This is a genomic window from Bacteroides sp. L10-4, assembly GCF_013373675.1.
Classification (GTDB): Bacteria; Bacteroidota; Bacteroidia; order Bacteroidales; family Bacteroidaceae; genus Bacteroides; species Bacteroides muris.
Genome location: NZ_JABXJH010000021.1, coordinates 14,327 through 37,365, shown reverse-complemented (window position 1 = coordinate 37,365; position 23,039 = coordinate 14,327). Strand labels below are relative to the sequence as shown.

At 48.1% G+C, this 23,039-nt stretch carries 13 protein-coding genes; 10 read left to right on the top strand and 3 right to left on the bottom strand.

What is annotated here, in order from left to right:
* Window positions 1-79 precede the first annotated feature (79 nt).
* The 10 genes from HU824_RS08785 (at window position 80) to HU824_RS08740 (ending at window position 20,070) form a co-directional block, all read left to right on the top strand.
* Window positions 80-1,897, top strand: coding sequence for a glycoside hydrolase family 2 protein (locus HU824_RS08785; RefSeq protein WP_176468630.1), 1,818 nt, complete (start codon window positions 80-82; stop codon window positions 1,895-1,897).
* An 86-nt stretch (window positions 1,898-1,983) separates the two neighbouring features.
* Window positions 1,984-5,937, top strand: a complete 3,954-nt coding sequence (locus HU824_RS08780) for a hybrid sensor histidine kinase/response regulator transcription factor (RefSeq protein WP_176468629.1) — start codon at window positions 1,984-1,986, stop codon at window positions 5,935-5,937.
* 302 nt (window positions 5,938-6,239) lie between these two features.
* Window positions 6,240-9,251: a TonB-dependent receptor gene (locus tag HU824_RS08775; RefSeq protein WP_176468628.1), complete on the top strand. Its 3,012-nt coding sequence runs from the start codon at window positions 6,240-6,242 to the stop codon at window positions 9,249-9,251.
* A 22-nt stretch (window positions 9,252-9,273) separates the two neighbouring features.
* Window positions 9,274-10,851 carry a RagB/SusD family nutrient uptake outer membrane protein gene (locus tag HU824_RS08770; RefSeq protein WP_176468627.1) on the top strand — a complete coding sequence of 526 codons (1,578 nt, stop codon included), beginning with the start codon at window positions 9,274-9,276 and terminating at the stop codon, window positions 10,849-10,851.
* Window positions 10,852-10,935: 84 nt separating this feature from the next.
* The gene (locus tag HU824_RS08765) at window positions 10,936-13,578 is read left to right on the top strand and encodes a family 43 glycosylhydrolase (protein WP_176468626.1); all 2,643 of its coding nucleotides are present in this window, start codon (window positions 10,936-10,938) and stop codon (window positions 13,576-13,578) included.
* A 245-nt stretch (window positions 13,579-13,823) separates the two neighbouring features.
* The gene (locus HU824_RS08760; protein WP_176468625.1) at window positions 13,824-14,792 is read left to right on the top strand and encodes a glycoside hydrolase family 43 protein; all 969 of its coding nucleotides are present in this window, start codon (window positions 13,824-13,826) and stop codon (window positions 14,790-14,792) included.
* Between the two features lie 3 nt (window positions 14,793-14,795).
* Window positions 14,796-15,770, top strand: coding sequence for a glycoside hydrolase family 43 protein (locus tag HU824_RS08755; RefSeq protein WP_176468624.1), 975 nt, complete (start codon window positions 14,796-14,798; stop codon window positions 15,768-15,770).
* 14 nt (window positions 15,771-15,784) lie between these two features.
* Complete coding sequence (locus tag HU824_RS08750) at window positions 15,785-16,801, top strand: family 43 glycosylhydrolase (protein ID WP_136008754.1); 1,017 nt, start codon at window positions 15,785-15,787, stop codon at window positions 16,799-16,801.
* Window positions 16,802-16,873: 72 nt separating this feature from the next.
* Window positions 16,874-18,904 (top strand): hypothetical protein, encoded by a 2,031-nt coding sequence (locus HU824_RS08745; protein WP_176468623.1) that lies wholly within the window; start codon window positions 16,874-16,876, stop codon window positions 18,902-18,904.
* A 29-nt stretch (window positions 18,905-18,933) separates the two neighbouring features.
* Entirely contained in the window at window positions 18,934-20,070 is a 1,137-nt protein-coding gene (locus HU824_RS08740) for an aldose epimerase family protein (RefSeq protein WP_176468622.1), read from the top strand.
* 132 nt (window positions 20,071-20,202) lie between these two features.
* Here HU824_RS08740 and ybeY read toward each other — a convergent pair whose 3' ends face one another.
* The 3 genes from ybeY to HU824_RS08725 all read right to left on the bottom strand — a co-directional run bounded on the left by ybeY (window position 20,203) and on the right by HU824_RS08725 (window position 22,998).
* Window positions 20,203-20,616: an rRNA maturation RNase YbeY gene (ybeY, locus tag HU824_RS08735; RefSeq protein WP_005826129.1), complete on the bottom strand. Its 414-nt coding sequence runs from the start codon at window positions 20,614-20,616 to the stop codon at window positions 20,203-20,205.
* Between the two features lie 60 nt (window positions 20,617-20,676).
* On the bottom strand, window positions 20,677-21,909 hold the full coding sequence (locus HU824_RS08730) for a nucleoside recognition domain-containing protein (RefSeq protein ID WP_136008751.1): 1,233 nt from the start codon (window positions 21,907-21,909) through the stop codon (window positions 20,677-20,679).
* Window positions 21,910-21,993: 84 nt separating this feature from the next.
* The gene (locus HU824_RS08725) at window positions 21,994-22,998 is read right to left on the bottom strand and encodes a M20/M25/M40 family metallo-hydrolase (protein ID WP_176468621.1); all 1,005 of its coding nucleotides are present in this window, start codon (window positions 22,996-22,998) and stop codon (window positions 21,994-21,996) included.
* Between the last annotated feature and the right edge of the window lie 41 nt (window positions 22,999-23,039).

Here is a 23,039-nt window from a genome sequence, read left to right as displayed (position 1 = left end):
TTGGCTCGAAATTTCTATTCTTTTTTTCAGAATCGGCTTATCTTTGCTTTCGTAGAAACCAATAAAAAGTTATAATACAATGAGAAGACTTTTCCTCATATCGTCATTCTTGACGTTGTTTGCAATCGGAAGCTCGGCGCAATGGAAGCCGGCAGGTGATAAAATCAAAACGGACTGGGCATCCCAGATTAATCCCGCGGATGTGTTGCCCGAATATCCTCGTCCCATCATGGAACGGAGTGACTGGAAGAACTTGAACGGACTGTGGAATTATACCGTTATAAATAAAGGTGAGCATCTTCCGGCAGAGTTCGAAGGGCAGATACTTGTTCCCTTCGCCATCGAATCCTCCTTGTCCGGAGTCGGAAAAAGAATCGATCAAAATCAGGAACTGGTCTACCAGCGCAGTTTTGAAGTACCTTCCTCCTGGAAAGGAAAACAAGTACTGCTGCACTTTGGCGCTGTCGACTGGAAAACGGACGTGTGGGTGAATGATGTGAAAGTTGGCAGCCATACGGGTGGATTTACCCCGTTCTCCTTCGACATTACTGCCGCCCTTTCCGCCAAAGGTGCCAATCAGTTGGTTGTAAAGGTTTGGGACCCGACGGACAAAGGACCTCAACCTCGTGGAAAGCAGGTCAGTAATCCGGAAGGTATCTGGTATACTCCCGTAAGCGGCATCTGGCAGACGGTATGGATGGAGCCGGTTGCCGGAAAGCATATCGAGAACCTCCGTATCACTCCCGATATTGACCGTAACATGCTGACGGTGAAAGCTGAACTGAATGCCGGATGTCCATCAGACCTTCTGGAAGTGAATGTGTATGACGGCAATCAACTGGTAGCCACCGGCAAAAGTATCAATGCAGAGCCGGTGGAGGTGTCCATGCCCCGGAATGCCAAGTTGTGGAGTCCGGATTCCCCCTTCCTTTATACGCTGAAAGTGACTCTGAAAAGTGGAGGCAAGGTAGTGGATAAGGTGGACAGCTATGCTGCCATGCGTAAGTACTCCACCCGTCGTGACGCGGATGGCATCGTACGCCTGGAACTGAATAACGAGGCTTTGTTCCAGTTTGGACCGCTGGACCAGGGTTGGTGGCCCGACGGACTGTATACAGCTCCCACAGACGAGGCTTTGCTGTATGATGTACAGAAGACGAAAGATTTCGGTTTCAATATGATTCGCAAGCATATCAAGGTGGAACCGGCACGTTGGTACACACATTGTGACCGTTTGGGTATCATCGTATGGCAGGATATGCCGAGCGGTGACCGTAATCCGGAATGGCAGAACCGCCGCTATTTCGACGGAACAGAACTGAAACGCTCCGCCGAATCCGAAGCCTATTATCACAAGGAATGGAAGGAAATAATGGATTGTCTCTACTCTTATCCGTGTATCGGTACATGGGTACCGTTCAACGAAGCTTGGGGACAGTTCAAGACGGTAGAGATAGCCGAATGGACGAAACAGTATGACCCGACCCGCCTGGTGAATCCGGCAAGTGGCGGTAACCATTATACTTGCGGTGACATGCTCGATCTCCACAACTATCCCCAACCGGAAATGTATCTGTATGATGCACAGCGTGCCACGGTTTTGGGTGAGTATGGCGGCATCGGCCTTGTCTTGAAAGACCATATCTGGGAACCGAACCGCAATTGGGGATATGTTCAGTTCAACTCTTCCAAAGAAGTGACTGATGAGTACGTGAAATATGCCGATATGCTGTATCAGATGATAAAAAGAGGTTTCTCGGCAGCCGTCTATACACAGACCACGGATGTGGAGGTGGAAGTGAACGGTCTGATGACTTACGACCGCAAGGTGATAAAGCTGGATGAGAAGCGTGTGAAGGAGATAAATACGCGTATTTGCAATGCGTTGAAAAAATAACCGGGCAATAATTTCATAATGATGAGTGATTGGCGTAAATTGCCGGTCACTCATCATTGTTGTTGGGCTTAAAGCATATTGTTGTTATGAAACGATTGATTATAAGTATTTTCCTTAGTCTGTGCATGGGAGCGGTGTTACCGGCCTGTGCGCAGGATGCCGTTCATTACTATTTCAGAACGATGGATATCCGGAACGGTCTTTCGCAGAACACCGTGTATCAGATTTTGCAGGATAGGAAAGGCTTTATGTGGTTTGGGACCAAGGACGGTCTGAACCGTTATGACGGATTGTCTTTCCGTGTCTACAAGAAGGAGAATTCCGGTTTAGGAAAGAACTTCATAACTGCGCTCTATGAAGACTGCCGGGGCAATATCTGGATTGGTACCGATGGAGGAGTCTTTATTTACGATCCCGTACTGGATTTCTTTACCGCTTTCGATGAGGCCAGTGATAGCGGCAGTGTTATCAGGGATTTTGTCACCATGATTGGAAGTGACGAGGACGACAATATCTGGATATCGGTAGAAAACCAAGGGCTGTTCTGCTATAGACTGGATGAAGGGAAACTTCTGAACCGTCTGCATGATTCGGGACTGCCCAACGTCACCCGCTTCTGGCTGAATGGGAATACTTGTTGGCTGGCTTTGTATGCGGATAATCTTTACTATACGAAAGCTGATTTTGAGACTCCTCTGCAGCCTTTCAAGGATGCGGAAGGAAATGAGATTTTCAAGAACGACATTATCAACTGGCAGGTCAGCGGCCCCCATAACTGCGTATATATCGCTTCGCTGAACGGGTTGACAGAGATAAACCAGACTACAGGCAAGACGCGGAAGCTGCTGGACACCTATGTGAGGGCTTTGCAGTTCAGGTCTGACGACGAGCTGTGGGTGGGTGCGGAGTCCGGTTTGTATATTTACAATCTGACGAATGACAAGATTACCCATTTGACCGTTCCCGACCAGGATGATTCGTATGCATTGTCGGACAAAGCCATTTATTCGCTTTGCTGCGACAAGGAGAACGGTATGTGGATAGGGTCTTATTTCGGTGGAGTGAACTATTGTCCTTATCAGTGGACTTATTTCGAGAAGTTCTATCCAAGAGACAATCTCAGGCATTTTGGCCGTCGTGTACGGGAAATCTGTGAAAGCAATGACGGCACCTTGTGGATAGGCACCGAAGACAAAGGCTTGTTCAATTACAATCCGGAAAACGGAAAGATAGTGCCCTTTGAGCATCCGGGTATTTATCAGAATATTCACGGCCTTTGCCTGGACGGGGATGATTTGTGGGTAGGTACGTTCTCCGGTGGCTTGAACCGGGTAAATCTTCCTACCGGGCAGGTGAGACATTATGCCAAGGGTGAGAGTGAGAATTCCATGGCCGCCAATGACGCTTTCACCATTTGCAGGACTACTACGGGAGACGTGTGGATAGGCACTACATCCGGTCTGTTGAAGTACAATCGTTCCACAGACGACTTTGTCCGGATTCCTCAGTTGAAGAATCTGTTTACTTACGACATTCTGGAGGACTTCAACGGGAATCTGTGGTTTGCCACGTTCTCTAATGGAGTGTTCTGCTACAATGTAAGAAGTCGGCAGTGGAGGAACTATCTGTCTAATGAGAACGATTCGACCTCTCTTTCCTACAATAAGGTCATCAGTATCTACGAAGACAGTAAGAAGCGTTTGTGGTTCACGACGCTGGGTGAGGGCTTTTGCCGCAACAATCGGGAAACGGACAACTTTACCCGTTATGACATGTCGAAAGGTTTTCCGAGCAATACCATCTACAAGATGGTCGAGGACAAGCGGGGAAACTTATGGATTACTTCCAATTATGGCCTGGTCTGCTTCAATCCCGATACGGAGAGCAAACATGTCTATACCACGGCAAACGGGCTGCTGAGCAACCAGTTCAATTTCCAGTCCGGTTACATTGACAAGAAGGGGCGCATCTATTTAGGTAGTATCAACGGATTCATAGCCTTTGACCCGGAAACTTTTGTGGAGAACACTTTTCTCCCTCCCGTAGTGATTACAGATTTTTATCTGTTCAACAAACGGCTTTCGGTGGACAGTCCGGATTCTCCTTTGGAGAAGAGCATCACCTATGCGGATGAGTTAGAATTGGATGCCGACCAGAATTCCTTCTCTTTCCAGGTTGCGGCCCTGAGTTACCAGGCACCCGAAATGAATGGTCTTGAATGTAAGCTGGAAGGCTTTGACCGCGACTGGTATACGGTAGGACGGAATTCTATCATCAACTATTCAAACCTTCCATACGGAAGCTATACATTGCGTATAAAAGGTTCCAATAGCGATGGCAAGTGGAACGTGGCGGAACGTGTGCTCGACATCCATATCCGTCCTCCTTTCTATCTTTCCACTTGGGCGTATGTCGGTTATGCGGTATTGGTGCTGTGTTCGCTGGTTGGCATAGTTATCTATTTCAGAAAACGGACCCGGCAGAAGCACCAGCAGGCTATGGACAAGTTTGAGCGGGAAAAGGAGCGGGAGTTGTATACTGCAAAGATAGACTTCTTTACGAATGTAGCACACGAGATACGTACTCCGCTTACACTGATAAAGAGCCCGCTTGAGAATGTACTGGCTTCCCAGTCTGTTTCGGATGACATCAGGGATGATTTGGAGACCATGGAGTTGAACACCAACCGGCTGCTCGATCTGGTGAATCAGTTGCTGGACTTCCGGAAGACAGAGACACAAGGTTTCCAATTGAATTTTGTGGAATGTGACGTGTCTGAGCTCTTGCAGAAGACGTATAAGCGCTTCAATCCCCTGGCACGTGAAAGGGGGCTGGCATTGAGTATAGAGACTCCCGAAAGCTTGTATGCTTCGGTTGACAGGGAAGGGCTTACCAAGATTATCAGCAATTTGCTGACCAATGCGATAAAGTATTCGGAGACCTATATACGCATCAGGTTATATTCGGAAGGTGAAAGACTGCTGCTTTCCGTATACAATGACGGCCTTGTCATTCCGGCAGAGATGCGCGAGGAGATTTTCAAGCCGTTCATCCAGTATAAAACCGGTACGTTGCGCTCTGTGCCCGGCACCGGTATCGGGCTTGCGCTTGCCCGTTCATTGGCCGAGTTCCATGAGGGTACGTTGTGCATGGAAGATTCGATGGAGAACAACTGTTTCTTGCTGTCACTTCCACTAAGGCACGAGCAGACGGTGGTCGTAGAGCATAAAGAACCGGTAACGTGCGGGGAACCCTCCGAGGAAAGTGGTGCAGGTACTGCCTTGGAACAGCACCGGTATACCCTTTTGGTGGTGGAAGACAGCCCGGAGATGCAGGCATTTGTTGTAAAACAGTTCTCTTCGGAATATCGTGTGCTGACTGCCATGAACGGAGTGGAAGCTTTGAAAGTGTTGAAAGAGCATACCGTAAATCTTGTCATTTCAGACATAATGATGCCCGAGATGGACGGACTGGAGTTGTGCGAGCATCTGAAGTCCGAGCTTGATTGTAGCCATATACCGATTGTCCTGCTTACGGCGAAGACGACCCTTCAAGCCAAGATAGAGGGAATGAAGCTGGGGGCTGACGTATATATAGAGAAACCTTTCTCCGTGGAATACCTGAAAGTTTGTGTGGCCAATCTGCTGAATAACCGTGAGAAGCTACGGGCTTCTTTTGTCAATTCTCCTTTTGTGCAGACGGGCAGTATGGCAATGACAAAGGCAGATGAGTCTTTCCTTAAAACATTGAAGGAAGTGGTGGTTGCCAATATGCAGAATCCGGATTTCTGTCTGGATGATATGGCAAGCCTGCTGAACATGAGCCGTTCGAGCCTGAATCGGAAGATAAAGGGCATATTGGATATGACTCCCAATGACTACATCCGCTTGGAACGACTGAAGAAAGCGGCGCAGCTTTTGAAGGAGGGGGAGTGTAAAATCAATGAGGTTTGCTATATGACCGGCTTCAATACTCCTTCCTATTTTACCAAGTGTTTCCAAAAACAATTTGGTATTCTGCCCAAAGACTTCGTGAAATGATAGCATGGAATGCTTGCTAAATATAACAATCCAATCAAATGCCTCTGAGAGACACCTCAGAGGCATTTTTTTGGATTTATAATTGCATAGATTGAAGCGATATTTGCATTAATTTTAGCTTTATGCGGATATATTTGCATCCGAAAATCAACAGTATCATAATACTATGCCCCCTATGCCTATGACGTAACAAATCCTAATCAATGTTCTATGATTGGCAGAAGTGACTAATCACTTTCTGCGGTGTATTTAAAAGGCGGACGTTAGTTTCCGCATAGTTTTAAAATCTAATTCTATAAAAAATGATCAAGAAAATCTTATTCTTATTCTTTGTTGTGTTTGCAGCTACCGCTTATTCACAAGATGTGACCATAACGGGAACGGTGACGGATGCAAATAGTGAGCCTTTGGTGGGCGTGAATGTATTGGTGAAGGGTACTACCACGGGTGCCATTACCGATATTGATGGTAATTTCTCAGTGAGTGGAAAGAAAGGAAGTACACTCGTTTTCTCTTATATCGGTATGCTTACGCAGGAAGTCGCCTATAAGGGAACTGCTTTGCGCGTGGTGATGAAAGATGATTCGAAAGCACTGGAGGAAGTGGTTGTCATCGGTTATCAGACTGTGAAGAAATCCGACTTGACTGGAGCGGTTGCCGTTGTTGATACCAAGGAAATGAAGAAAAGCGCTGCAGGGACACTGGCGAGCCAGATGCAGGGCTTGGCAACCGGTGTCAATGTTCGCAGCAGTGGGCGTGCAGGCGAGGATGCCGATATTCAGATTCGTGGTGTAGGCTCGTTGAGCAACAACTCTCCGTTGTGGGTCATCGATGGAATGATTACCAATCCGGGCGTTGACTTCAATCCGGCCGATGCGGAATCTATTCAAATCTTGAAGGATGCTTCTGCTGCTGCCATTTACGGTTCGCGTGCTGCCAATGGTGTGATTATCGTTACTACCAAGAAAGGTACGAAAGGTCCCATGAAAGTGAATGTAAGCGTAAAGGAGACATTGGAATGGAGCCCGAAATTTGATTTGATGAATGCGGCAGAATATATCAAGTATAATGATATTGCTTATAATGAAGCTATCAAAGATGGCATTGCTACTGTAAACAGCACTCAGAAACACTCACAGTATGATACCAATTGGCAGGATGAAGTGTTGAAGACCGCATTGGTGCAGGACTACAACGTATCACTCTCCGGTGGCGGAGACTCCGGTAGTTATTTTGTATCAGCCGGTTACTATAACAATGATGGCGTTTCTTATGGAAATACTTTCGACCGTTATAGCTTCCGTGTCAATACACAAGGTAAAAAGGGCTGGTTCTCTTTTGGTGAAAACTTGGCTTATTCACTTACAAACACAGACCCGAACCAGACAAATACCTACAATGACTTTTTGCGTATGATGCCTACCATTCCTATTTATGATGAGAATAATCCGGGTGGATATGGCTATGGTGATGCTGCCAAATACAATACTTTTGGTGTGAACCCGATTGCTCGTGAAGATTTGGAATATCGTCATTTCCGTCAGAATCGTTTGAATGGTTCTTTATGGCTGGAATTCAAGCCTTTCGAATTCCTTTCCTATAAATTCAATGGTGGTATTGACCTTTACTTTTATGAGAATTCATGGTTCCGTGGAGAAGGTAACTGGACTCAGAACCAGGAACACCGTGACCCGGAAAGCCAGAAGGCACGTGACAATACTTACAATATGCTGGTTGAACATACTTTGAACTTTAATAAGGATTTTGGCAAGCATCATGTGGATGCTGTAGTCGGTACTACTTACCAGCACCATGAGTGGGAAGGTTTGTGGGCTTCCCGTCTGAACTTCCCGATGTTGGGTAACGGTGATTACCTGACCGTATTGAATGCCGGACAGAGCAACCAGCAGAATACAAACAGTATCAGTGAAAATGCGATGATTTCTTATTTGGGACGTGCGAACTACATTTATGATGATAAATACTATTTGACTGCCACCTTCCGTCGTGACGGAACTTCCCGTCTGGCTAAGGAGAATCGTTGGGGTAATTTCCCATCATTCTCCGGTGCCTGGAGAATTTCAAAAGAGGAATTCTTTGATGTACCTTGGATTAATGATTTGAAGATTAGAGGTAACTGGGGCCGTCTTGGTAACTCTTCCATTGGCGATTGGGATTATATTGGAACTATCAATCAGAGTATTGTAACTGTATTCGGAGGTGCTATTGTTCCGGGTTCTACTCAGGTGAAACTTGCGAATGCAGGTCTTGTTTGGGAAACGAAAGAAACGGTGAATGTAGGCTTTGATGCCAGTTTCCTTAACCAGCGCTTGACTGTCAGCGCAGAGTATTACAACTCAAAGACCAGTGATGTATTGGCAGAGACTCCGATTGCCATTTCTACCGGTAACCAAGGAGGTTCTCCATGGAAAAATGCTGCCAGCTTGCGCAACAAGGGCTTCGAGTTTACACTTGGTTGGAAAGATCAGATTTCGGACTTTAGGTATAGCGCTTTGCTGAATGTGACTACTATGGATAACGAAGTATTGAGCTTGGGTCGTGATGGTACTAATAGAGATTATATTGATTCTGGTCAGGCAAGAACTAAACCGGGCAGATCTTTGGCTGAATTTTATTTGAGAAAAACAGACGGTATCTTCAAGACACAAAAGCAGATTGATAATTATGTGACATCTACGGGTACCCCCATTATGATTGAGGGAAAGCGTCCTCAATTGGGAGATGTGAAATACCTTGACTTGAATGATGATGGAGAGATTACTGATGCCGACCGTGATTATTGCGGTAGTCCCTGGGCCAAGATGCAAATGTCATTAGTATTCAATGCAGAGTGGAAGAACTTCGATTTCAGTATGATGTGGAATGGTCAGTTCGGCAATAAGATATACAACGTATCCCGCTGGCAAGGACGTCTGTTTGCAGACAACTCTAACTATATTCGCTTTGAAAAGGGTGAAGAACCTTACCAGGTAAATCCTAACTCCAATACCCCGCGTATCATTTACGGTGATTTCCGTAACTCCCGTGATGCCGACCGTTTCTTGGAGAATGGCTCTTATTTCCGCATGAAGAACATTTCTATCGGTTATAACTTCAAGCAGAAGTGGCTGACCAACCTGGGTGTTGAGAAACTCCGTCTGTTTGCTACCGGTAGCAATTTGATTACTATCACCGGATATTCCGGCTTGGATCCTGACTTCAAGGGCGCGAATTCCGTTTGGAACAGTGGTACGGACAGTTTTGCATATCCTAATACCCGTTCGGTAATGTTTGGATTGGATTTGACCTTTTAACTTATAAATCAGCTTATAAATTATGAAAAAGATATATTATGGATTAATGCTTGCAGGTGCCTTGACCTTGTGCACCGGATGCAGTTCGAGTTTATTGGATATTGATAATCCCAATGAAGCAACTAATGATACTTATTGGAATAAGCCGGAAGATGCGACAGCCGGTGTCAATGCTTGTTATAGCTTCTTCTATAAGGAAGGCACTTGGATGCGTTGGCTTTCTTTCCGCTATGATTTGACTTCGGACGAAGGATGGAGTTCTTCTCCTTGGATTGAATTGGGCGACTGGACACGTTTTCTCTATAATAACTATAATTTTTATGAAGGCAACAACATACATTGGGAACATTTCTATGTAGGTATTTTCCGTTGTAATCAGGTGTTGGCTCATGTTCCTTCTATCGAAATGGATGAGACGACGAAAAACCAGGTACTGGCACAAGCTTCTTTCTTGCGTGCATTGTGGTATTTTCAGGTAAATCTGTTGTGGGACAAAGGAACTATGCCGTTGGAGCCTAAAGATGATTCTTATATACCGGAAGATGCTTCCGAGCAGGAAATATGGGACCAGGTAGAGAAAGATTTGACTTTTGCCATGCAGTATCTGCCGGAATCTTGGGATGCTGCCAATCTGGGACGTGCTACCAAAGGTGCTGCCAAGGCATTGTTGGGCAAGGCCTATATGCAACAGCATAAGTATGACAAGGCAAAGGAACAATTGCAATGGTTGATTGATAAAGAGGGCTCTTTATACGGTCTTATCGCCAATCGTGAAGATAATTTCACTGACTTGAACGAGAACAACAAGGAAGGTATCTTTGAGATTCAGTTCGATGACCAGAACAAGGGTGGTACGGGTAATGATGCCAGTATGGCATTCGGTTTCCAGCGTACTCAGTTCTATGCTCCAAGTGGTATAGGTTGGGGAGATGGTAAGGCACGCCGCTGGTTGGTAGACGAGTTCTTGAAAGAGAAACGTGTGGATGGAAAGAATGACTTGCGCTTGTACGGCAGCATCCTTTATCGTGGATTTTCGCAAGACTTCCCCGACCAGCCGAAAAGTTACTATAGATTTGAAAATGCCGATTGGAATGACGGTTGGGGAACTGATCCGGAAGACTGCTATATCCGTAAATACAATACTTCGTACTATCGTAGTGCAGAAGATTATTTTGCCCGTAACAACTATCGTATCATGCGTTACGCAGATATCCTGATGAACTACGCAGAATGTCTTGTTGAAACGGGAACTAATCCTGCCGATGCTGCTGTTTATGTGGACAAGGTGAGAGAACGTGCCGGTCTGGCCAAGTTGAAAGACAGTCAGTGGAAAGACTGCTTGAGCTCTAAAGATGCCTTTATCAAGCGTCTGCAGATGGAACGTACTTTGGAACTCTGTTTCGAAGGTTGGCGTTGGGCCGACTTGAAGCGCTGGGGATTGCTTGATTCCCAGGCTGGAATTGATGAACTGAAAGCTCGTGACAAAGACTTTGATAACTTTATTGTCGGCAAGCACAGACGTCTGCCTATTCCAAGAGATGAGGTGGAAAACAGCACAGTAGGTGGTGTTGCACATCTTACTCAGAATCCGAACTATTAATAACTAAAGAAGGCTATGCCTGGAAGCCTGTTCTCGTTCAGGATGCTTCCGGCATAGCCTTTTCTTTCTTAAATCTTATACCATATGCTTGTCTGTAAAAAACTACTATTACCATTCGCTTTTGCTTGCTGCGGCAGCTTGTTTGCGCAGAACATCCAGAATCCGGTACTTCCGGGAGTGGCGGATGCCGGCGTAATGAAATATAACGGCAAATATTATATTGGCGGGGTCCGTACAAACGGGGATTTCTATGTATCCGATGACCTGGTTCATTGGGGGAAACCTATCCATGTCGTATCCATGGACAATGACTGGACCAGAGGCAGCGGAGCCGGAGATGACCAGATTCATGCCAATGACATGTTCTATCTGAACGGTGATTTTCATTTGTACTGGTCAGTCAATTATTGGGGGAAGGACAAGCATGCCGTTCACATTGTACATGCGCAGAGCAAAGATGTCTTGGGCGCTTATACAGAACCGAACAAGAAGACATGGATGGATAACCGTATCGACCCCAAAATATTCAGAGATGATGATGGACAACTATACATGTATATGGTACGTTTTACTGATGGAAATACCATATGGGGACGTAAAATGAAGAACCCGGCAGAATTTGCCGGCGAACCGGTGTGCCAGTTCGCCTCATTGCCGGATACATGGGAAACGATGGATAACAGAGTAGCGGAGGGACCGTGGGTCATGAAGTATAGAGACCGCTACTATATGATGTATAATGCCAACCACACCTCTACAGAGTGGGGCAATTATCAGTTGGGAGTTGCTGAGGCAGACTCTCCTTTAGGTTTTCAAAATGGTAATAAATATAGCTATCCGGTTGTAGGCTGCAATCAGACGCAACTGGAGGAGAAGCAAGTGGATTTATTGCGGTATGGCTGCACGTATGAGCCGTTGTTTGCTTATACGGAGAGCAAGCCGGAGGGCGACTGGACAAAAGTGACCTACGATGACTCCGGCTGGGCGAGGGGGGAGACCGGCTTTTCGTCGCGTGAAGTGAAAGGTTCCACAACCCGGCATCTGGGCACCTTGTGGGATACGCCCTCCCTATGGTTGCGAAAGACTTTCTCTGCCGGCAGCGAAACCGGCAATCTGGCACTGCGTGTCGCTCACGACGGAGATACCCGGATTTATCTGAACGGAACAATTGTCTACGAGAAGCAGGGGCGTGATTATTGCATCGTAAACCTGGACAAGAAGCTGCGAGCTGCTTTGAAGGAAGGCGCGAATCTTCTTGCCGTAGAAACAAACAAGGGACGTTCGCAATTCTTCGATGTTTCTCTGTTCGATATGAAAGACGGCATTGCCGACGATATTCTGATGACTCCCGGCCAGCCCAATATCCTGAGGGGGCCCAACGGATTTGAATGGTGGCTGATTTATATGGCAAACAAGAACGATGAGCACCGCGGGCAATACATCAACCGTGTCCAGTTCTTCGACAAGACTTTGTTTGTGGACGGTATCACCGGCCCCCGCACGGCGGGTTATCATCCCGAACCTTCGATGCCCACATTGGCGGTCAAAGGCGAGACAGCCTCGTTCGGTGTGTTGAAGGAGGTACAGCCGTCCGTGGCTTACTTGTTCGAGACGGGAGTCAAGACCGAGGGTGGAGCCGGCGTCATTGCCTGGTGGAAGGATGCAGATAACTGTGCCTATGTAGGTTTGGATGCCGGGAACCGGAGTTGGTACCTGCGTACACTTGTCGGCGGTAAAGAAAACAAGGAATCCTATGCCCTGCCTGAAGATTTCCGTTGGGGTGTGTACCATCATCTGCGCATTGAGCGTAATGGTGGCTGTCTGAAGATTTGGCTGGATGAGATTCCCACACCGGGAAAACATGTCTTTGCAGAGGCTCTTCCGGCGGAAGAAGCGGGTGTTCCCGGAGTGTTTGACGAGACAAAGTCTGCCTTGTTCGAAGGGGCTACCTATACCATCGGCTTCGATGATGTGCATTTCCAGCTTTCGGAGAATGAGGAGTTGTTGAAGGGCGATTTCTTGAACGATTATGAATTCAGCTTCCAGTTGTCCGGCTTGTCCGGACAAGACAAGGCAGGAAGCTATCCGGTTTATGTGGATAAGGATAACTATGTGAAGGCTCAGTTCGATGGCATCACCCGTATGCTTGAGGTGACAGCCGTGAAGAAAGGGAAAACTGTCTGGAAGAAGGAATTCCCGTTGGGATGCCTGCAAACGCTCTATCCGGATGTGAAGTATACCGACTTCATTGAGAAAGGTTATCGTTTTGCCGCACCTGCATGGTTGGATACACTTTACCTGAATCGTCACGAAGCAGGCAATAAATCCGAATTTGCGGATGACATGTTCGGCAAGTTCGACATAGAATACCTGAATGGCGGCGAATGGCATCCGATAGAAAACAAAGATAGGGGGATAGCAGAACATCCTGCATATAATTATTGTACCTTTACTCCGGTAAAGGCAGAAGGTATCCGCTTCATCAACAAGGAGGCGGAGGATTTGGAACGCCATATCTATAAGATAGGTGTACATGAATTGTGGAAGGAATCCTATAATTTCCGTGCCGTGCGTCGTGCAGACAAACTGTATCTGTTTGTCGACGGCAGAGAGCTGGGAGCTTTGGATATACGCTACCCTGCATCCCGCATCGGATTCTGTTCGGAGGGCGGTTCTCCGGTTTATAGTGGTACGTTGTATTATCATGTAGGGCAGAGGCGCGATTAGACGCAATCGTGGGATGTGCCGTTCCGTATATATGTAATGAAAAATGTATATAGAAGCCGGTACTTGTATTTCCTTGTGGATCGGTGTGATGGACTGGGGGTGATTCAGTATACGACTGAATGTATTTCAGTATACGATTGAATAGGATTCAGTATACGACTGAATAGGGTTCAATATACGGGTGTAACGGAACATCTACTTGAAAGTAAATATTTATCATCATAACAATTGTTTAAGAAAGAATCATGAAAAAGAATTTTATATGTACGTATCTGTTTCTGTTGGTCACGCTGGCTTCCTGCCAGTCCTGCTCTTCAGACTATAAGGATGTGGACGATATTGTTGTCGAAGGAGTTGAAACGCCGGTGCTTTTGGGCGACCCGTTCATCATGTTGCACGATGGCACTTACTATGCCTATGGCACCCATGTGGATGAAGGCATCGAAGTCTATACCTCCGATGATTTGAAGACTTGGAAGTATAAGGGCGTGGCGCTCCAGAAGAAGGATGTCTGGGCCGACCGCTGGTTCTGGGCACCGGAGGTCTACGAAGTGAACGGGAAGTTCTATATGTATTACTCGGCAGACGAGCATATCTGTGTGGCAACAGCAGACTCACCTGCAGGACCATTTACCCAAAGTAAGAAGGAACCGATGATTGCCGATGAGAAATGTATTGACAACTCTCTGTTCATTGATGATGACGGCACGCCTTATCTCTTCTTCGACCGTTTCAACGACGGGCTCAACATCTGGGTGGCCGAATTGGAGAAAGACCTCATGACTATCAAGAAGGAGACCATGCACCCTTGCATCCACGTCTCTCAGGCATGGGAGGAAGTGTGGCCCCGCGTGAATGAAGGTCCGTTTGTCATCAAGCACAACGGACTCTATTATATGACCTATTCCGCCAACAGCTATGAGAGTCCTTTCTACGGCATAGGTTGCGCCACAGCTACCGATTTGATGGGTACCTGGACCAAATACGAGGAGAATCCCTTGCTGCAGAAACCCGGAGAACTGGTTGGGGTGGGGCACAGTGCCACCTTCACCGACAAGGCGGGCAAGCTTCGTATCGTTTTCCATGCCCATAAGGACAAGAGTAGCATCCATCCGCGCGCCATGTACATCAGTGACGTTTCTTTCGAGAAAGTGGACGGTGTGGACTGCATGAGAATCAGCAAGGACTATATGACACCCAAAATAGTAAAATAAGAGATGGATATGAAAAAGAATTATATATTGCTGCTATTGTTTTGTCTTTGCTTTGCAGGCTGCAAGGAGAAGACGGTTGTAGAATCGGACTATCTGCCCATTGCCGACCCCTACGTGATGCTTTACGAAGGCAAGTATTATGCCTACGGCACCGGAGGTACGGTAGAAGGGGAAGGCTTTGCCTGCTTCTCTTCCGATGACTTGAAAAACTGGACGCGTGAAGGCCAGGCGTTGTCGGCTGCCGACTCCTACGGCACGTGGGGATTCTGGGCACCGGAAGTTTACTACATCGAATCGAAGAAGAAGTTTTATCTGTTTTATTCCACCGAAGAGCATATCTGCGTGGCAACGGCAGATGCTCCCCAAGGCCCGTTCCGTCAGGAGGTGAAGCAGCCGATATGGGATGAGAAGAGTATCGATACCTCTCTCTTCATCGACGATGACGGCACGCCTTACCTCTATTTCGTGCGTTTTACGGATGGCAACGTCATTTGGGTGGCAGAGATGAACGATGATCTGACCGGCATCAAGCAGGAAACGCTGACGGAGTGCATTAAGGTGGGAGAGCCTTGGGAGCTTTCGCAAGACAAGCCCGCCAAGGTTGCCGAAGGCCCTTCCATCTTGAAGAAAGAGGGTGTATATTATCTGGTTTATTCGGCCAATCACTTTGAAAGCAAGAACTACGGAGTGGGCTACGCCACTTCGGACAGTCCGACGGGACCGTGGAAGAAGTACGAGGGAAACCCGATTCTGCAACGTTCCGACGGCTTGATGGGCACCGGACACGGAGCGCCCTTCCGTTGCAAGGACGGCAGTTGGAAATACATTTTCCATGCACACTGGGATTCCACGAAAGTACAGCCGCGCACTTCGTATATCAAGGATTTTGCCATTTCCGACCGGGGAACGGTTTCTATCGGTGGCCCTCTTGTCCGTCCGCAGGTATTGGGCAGCGCATCATCTGAAAAAGTAAAATGAAAAAAATACATAGTATGAAAAAGTTTCTTGTATTATCGGTGTTATGCTGCCTGATAGCATGCTCCTCGTCATCGGCCACAAAGGAAGACAAACCGGGTGAACAGCCGAATGAACAACTGAAGAATGTCTACCGCAATCCGGTGATAAACTACAGTTTGCCAGACCCTTCTGTGATAAAGGGCGGTGACGGTTATTATTATCTGTATGCCACCGAGGACATACGCAATCTGCCGATTCACCGTTCCGGGAATCTGGTGGATTGGGAATATGTAGGTACTGCCTTTACCGACCGTACCCGGCCTGACTTTGAGCCGAACGGAGGTTTGTGGGCACCGGACATCAACAAGATAGGTGATAAATACGTGCTCTACTATTCCATGTCCGTCTGGGGAGGCGAGTGGACTTGCGGCATCGGTTGTGCCACTGCCGATAAACCGGAGGGACCTTTCAAGGACCACGGAAAGATGTTCCGCAGCAATGAAATCAATGTGCAGAACTCCATCGACCCTTTCTATATAGAGGATGGGGGAAAGAAATATCTTTTCTGGGGCAGTTTCCGTGGAATCTATGCGATTGAACTGTCTGATGACGGACTTTCTCTGAAGGACGGCGCCACACCGCAACAAGTGGCAGGAACCGCTTACGAGGGTACTTATATTCACAAGAAGGACGGACATTACTACTTCTTTGCTTCCATAGGAAGTTGCTGTGAGGGGTTGAACAGCACCTACACCACCGTTGTAGGGCGTTCAGATAATCTTTTCGGCCCCTATGTCGACAAGAATGGCGGCAGCATGATGGACAACAAGCACGAAGTGCTGATTCGGAAAAGCAATACCTTTGTGGGAACCGGCCATAACTCCGAGATTGTGACGGACAATGCCGGTAATGACTGGTTCTTCTATCACGCGGTGAGTACTAAGAATCCCGAAGGCCGCGTATTGATGCTGGATAGAATTAGCTGGGAAGACGGATGGCCGACGGTAGAAGACTCCGTTGCATCTACGGAAGCGGAGAAACCGAAATTCTGATTATCATGAAAGTAGCCCGTCGGAATGGAATGAATGATATTTTTTTCTAACAACAATAAAACAGATGTAACTATGAGAGTAAAAAGATTGTTTTTAGGAGTAATGCTCGTTGCGGGCATTACGGGTGCGGGAGCGGTGAATGTTGCTTCGGAAGACATCTCCGCCTCTATTTCCTTGAAAGTGCCGGGGAATGATGCCAGGCAATATCAGCTGGCTTTGCAGAAGATGCAGGAGGGTGTGTACGGTTGCCGAGCTTCGGAGAAGCTGCCGCTGGAAATCGTCCGCCGGGTGGTGGAGAAGGATGACAGACAGCGCATTACCGTCACACTCAAGGCGCTGGAAAATGTGTATTTCAACTACGGGGAACAGATAAAGACCGGTTACAAGCATTCGGACTGCCAGTTCTACATGCCGGGCTTCTGGTATCGACGCAACCTGCGTTCGCCGAAGGAAGCTCCTTCTTTCCACACATCGGACAGTTGGCTGGTGCGTGAGGACCGTTTGAGCACTCCGCTGACGGCGGCTTTCAATCCGGCGGGCGGTACGTCCATGTCGGTTATCCGCATTGACAAGTTCGACAAGGAGGCTTTGACCACTCATAAGGAGGGAGAGGTAATCTTGTCCGGTGAGACTTCCATCGGGTATACCGGCTTCCTGAATGTGGACGGCATGACTGTCTTGGCATACGGGTTCCCCTATAAGGAAGCACCGAAGACATACATTCGCAAACTGACGCTGGCTCCTGCCGTTGAGGCTTTCCAACTGCTTCGCAAAGGCGACAGCATCTCCATGACCTGGGAGTTGTCCGAAAGGAATGCTGCCGATTTCTCGGAATGCGTACAGCGCACCTGGGAATATAGCTACGACACGAACAGCCCGAAACCGGTCGGCACACCTTACACGGTAGACCGCATGAAGGAGGTGATGAGCAACTTCTTTGTGGAAAGCTATGTCAGCAATACCCCCACTCATTATTACTCCGGTGTAGAGTTGGAGACTGCTACTTGTGCCAATACCGATGTTGCCGAAGTGGGCTTTGTGGGACGTACGTTGCTGAACGCTTTCAATGCGCTGGAATATGGTAAGCAGCAGAATCGCCAAGACTTGGTGGACAATGCCAACCATATCTTTGACACTTATCTCCGGAACGGTTTCTCGCCTGCGGGCTTCTTCAACGAAGTGGTACACTACAACCGCGGCTTCAAGGAAACCAGACATAGCATCCGCCGTCAGTCCGAAGGCGTATATGCCATTTTGAACTATCTGAACTACGAGAAACAGCAGAAGCGTAAACACCCCGAATGGGAGAAACGCATCAAGGGCATGCTGGACAACTTCCTTAAGTTGCAGAACGAGGACGGCAGCTTCCCGCGTAAGTTCAAGGATGATTTCTCTATCGTGGATGCCAGCGGTGGTAGCACGCCTTCGGCAACCTTGCCTTTGGTGATGGCGTCCAAGTATTTCAAAGACAAGCGTTATCTGGCAAGCGCCAAGCGTACGGTAGACTATCTGGAGAAGGAACTGATATCCAAAGCCGATTATTTCTCTTCTACGCTGGATGCCAACTGCGAGGACAAGGAAGCCTCCTTGTATGCTGCTACGGCTGCTTATTATCTGGCTTTGGTTACCAAAGGAGAAGAGCGTGCACACTATGCCGGTCTGGCAAAGAAAGCCGCTTATTTTGCTTTGTCGTGGTATTATACTTGGGATGTTCCTTTTGCCGAAGGTCAGATGCTGGGAGATATCGGCTTGAAAACCCGTGGTTGGGGAAATGTGTCGGTAGAGAATAACCATATCGATGTATTTATCTTCGAATTTGCCGATGTGCTGCATTGGCTCTCAAAGGAGTACAACGAGCCGCGCTTCTCTGACTTTGCCGAGGTGATTTCCACTTCCATGCGCCAGTTACTGCCGTATGAAGAACACATGTGCGGCATTGCCAAAGTAGGCTATTACCCGGAAGTGGTGCAGCATACCAATTGGGATTACGGACGTAACGGAAAGGGATATTACAACAATATCTTCGCTCCGGGCTGGACGGTTGCTTCTTTGTGGGAGTTGTTCACTCCGGGACGTGCGGAGCAGTTCTTGTTGAAAAAATGATAGTCTAAACAGTAACCAATATTGTATTTATGAATAAGATGATGACTTTGTTGGCAAGTGTGATGCTGTTGGCATCGGCTTGCACGGGCAAGCAGGCGAGCGAAAAGACTGCCTCGGGACTGGAACCTGCGAACTTCCGTACGGAAGTGGATGGCAAGCAGACAGACTTGTTTGTTTTGAAGAATAAGAATGGTATGGAAGTTTGCATTACGAACTTCGGCGGACGTATTGTATCGGTGATGGTGCCGGACAAGGATGGCGTTATGCGTGATGTGGTGCTGGGCTTCGATTCCATTCAGGACTACATCAAGTTCCCTTCGGATTTCGGCGCTACCATCGGACGTTATGCCAACCGTATCAATCAGGGTAAGATTACAGTGGATGGGGTAGAGTACCAGCTGCCGCGCAACAATTACGGCCACTGCCTGCATGGAGGTCCCAAGGGATACCAATATCAAGTGTTCGATGCCCGCCAGTTGAGCAATCAGGTTCTGGAGCTGACTTATCTGTCGAAAGACGGAGAGGAGGGCTTCCCGGGTAACCTGACCTGCAAGGTCACTTTCTCGCTGACAGATGACGATGCCATCGACATTCGTTACAGTGCCGAAACAGACCGTACCACCGTCATCAACATGACGAACCACTCTTACTTCAATCTGGATGGCGATCCCTCCAAGTCCAATTCGGATTATCTGCTCACTATCGATGCAGATGCTTATACCCCCGTGGACAGTACCTTCATGACTACCGGTGAGATTGTTTCCGTAGAAGGTACGGATATGGATTTCCGCACTCCTACTGCTGTTGGCGCCCGTATCGACAATGACTTTGAACAGTTGAAGAACGGCAAGGGCTATGACCACAACTGGGTACTCAATACGAAGGGTGACGTCACCCGCCCGTGTGCCACCCTCGAGTCTCCCGTGACGGGTATTGTGCTTGATGTCTATACCAACGAACCGGGTATTCAGATTTATGCCGGTAACTTCCTGGATGGCACACTGACCGGAAAGAAAGGTATCGTGTACGGTCATCGTGCTTCTGTCTGCTTAGAGACGCAGAAGTATCCCGATACGCCCAACAAGCCGGAATGGCCTTCGGCACTGCTGAAGCCGGGAGAGAAGTATGACAGCCATTGTATCTATCGCTTCTCGGTGAAGAAATAAATGAGGGGATGTCAAAACCCTCTTATGGGATGGATATAAATATGACAAGAAGCCTGAAGTAACTTGTTTTTCTTAAATACTCTGTCTTGGTAAAATCAGCACTTTATCAAGACAGAGTTTTATTCTTTGGAATTACCGCATCGCCAGCGCCTTATTCTCCGCCTCCTCCATAATCTCCCGTTCTCCCGGCCCTTTGTCATTGATTCCGCAAAGGTGGAGGATGCCGTGGATGATGACCCGGTACAGTTCACGTTCGTAGTTGTTATCGGCGAACTGTTCCGCATTGGTGCGTACGGTATCGAGGCTGATGAAGAGGTCACCGCTAAGGCGGTTGCCTTCACAGTAGTCGAAAGTGATGATATCTGTGTAATAATCGTGTTGCAGATATTGGCGGTTCACTTCGAGTATCTTCTCGTCCGAGCAGAAGATGTAGGCGATTTCACCGACTCTTTTTCCGTAAGTGGCGGCTACGGATTTTATCCATTCCGTGGTTTCACGCTTCTTGATGGAGGGCATTTCAACGCCGTCTGTCTGATAACTAATCATTTTATTTACAATTTTACGATTTACGATTGAAATTACATTCCTGTGATTAAGACAGTTTCTTTAGAAGAAGAACATATAACTGATAATAATCGCTGCAATGATGCCGGAGAAATCGGCAATCAGCCCACACGTCACGGCATTCCTCGTTTTGGTGATACCTACGCTGCCGAAATACACGGCAAGGATATAGAACGTAGTATCCGAAGCACCGCGTGCCACGCAACTCATGCGTCCTACAAATGAATCGGCGCCATACTGTTTCATGGTGTCAATCATCAGTCCGTTGGCACCGCTGCCGCTCAGTGACTTCATCAGGGCAGTGGGCAGGGCACCTACAAAGCTGGTATCTACACCGAATAGTCCTACTACATAACCGATACCGTTCACCAGTATATCCATGGCGCCTGAAGTGCGGAAAACGGCGATTCCAACGAGGAAGGCAACCAGATAGGGAATGATGCGTACAGCGGTGGTAAAGCCTTCTTTGGCTCCTTCGATGAAAGCATCGTATACGTTGATTTTCTTCCACAGCCCCCAGAGGATGAACAGCAGGATGATGGAGAACAGCAGTATGTTGGCAATCAAAGTGGAATATACGCCCATTTCATCGCGACTAATCTGTGTGAACAGATAAATGAGCGCGGCAAAGAAAAGGCTGATGCAGCCAATCAGGATAAGTATGGGCTTGTTCAGCAGGTTGATGCGCTGTGCAATGCTGACGGCGATGACACCGACAACGGTCGAGATGGCGGTCGTTATCAGTGTGGGGATAAAGATGTCCGTGGGCTGGGAGGCACCCATCTGCGAGCGATACATCATGATGCTGACGGGGATAAGTATCAGTCCCGAAGTGTTGAGTACAAGGAACATGACCATCGGATTGGTGGCGGTGTCCTTTTTCGGGTTCAGCTCCTGAAGTTCCTTCATGGCTTTCAGCCCCATCGGAGTAGCGGCATTGTCCAGCCCCAGCATGTTGGCAGAGAGATTCATGAATATGGAGCCCATGGCAGGATGTCCTTTCGGTATGTCGGGGAAGAGGCGGCAGAATACCGGGCTCAGCCAACGTGAGAGGGCGTTGATCATACCGCTGTTTTCGCCTATCTTCATCACGCCGAGCCAGAAGGCAAGTATTCCTGTCAGCCCCAGGGATATTTCAAAAGCTGTTTTGGAAGAGGAGAAGGTGGAGTTGACGAGTTCTGTGAATATCTCCACATCACCCATAAAAATGAGTTTGCAGAGGGCCACGATGAATGCGATGACGAAGAAAGCCACCCAGATGTAATTTAAAACCATTTTATTTTGAGTTTTTTAGTTTGCGAACTTTTGAGTTATGGACTGATGTGAAAACCGCAGGCTGCCAAAGGCAGCCTGTTGCGGTTAATACTTCTTTTCGTTGGCAAGGTTCCAGACATTGAGGAACGAGGCCTTGGTGATTTCCACAACCTTTTCCCAGTTCAGTCGGTCGGCATGGTCCGAGGGTTGGTGGTAGTCGGGGTGTCCGTCCGTGTGATACCAGATGATGGGAATGTCCAGCAAGGCAAAGGTGGCATTGTCGCTGCCACCCACTGGGCGGTCCCAGGCGCGGCTGTCGGGTTGCAGTTGCAGGTTGTAGCGTGCGATGTCCTGTTTCAGCCAGTCGCCGAAGGCGGGATGGGCGGCAGTGTAGAAGTAGACTACATGTTGCGGTTGTTCCGGCTTGCTGTTGCGTCCTATCATGTCGAAGTTGAGGTAACCTTTCACTTGGCTGATGAAAGGGCAGCTTTGCGCGAAGTGTTTCGAGCCGAGCAGGCCTTTCTCTTCTCCGTCCCAGAAGGCGAAAATTACGTTTCTCAACGGTTTCTGACCGCTGGCCGCAAAGGCACGCGCTATCTGCAGGACGGCGGACACGCCCGAGGCATTGTCGTCCGCACCGTTGTATATCCGGTCGTTGACCAGTGTCTCGTCCGTGCCCAAGTGGTCGAAGTGAGCGCCTACAATGACATATTCGTCGACACGTTGGCCGGGAATGAATCCCAACACGTTGTCCATCTGTAAGGAGCGATGGGTGCCTTGCTTCAGGGCAGCGATGGAGTCGGGATGCACGTGCCATCGTCCCCGTTGCTGCCTCTCCTTGCTGCATGCTTCGAAGGGCTGGTAATACCCCTCCTTGTAGAGCGGTGCGATGCCGGCTTCTTTCAGGAGGGAGGCGATGTAGCGGGCTGCCACTCGTGCCCCGTGGGTACCGGCTTCGCGCCCTTGCAGCTCATCGTCGGCCAGAAAGCCGACAATGGCTTCGGCCGAAGCCCGGTTGATGCTTTGCAATCCTTTCTCGAGTGGTTGCTGCGCTTGTAGCGGCAGTGTGAAAAACAGGGAGCAGATGGCTCCTAAAACAGCTTTATACATGTTATATGTTTTTTAAAGGTCGTTTGGCATTCGGTTGCGGT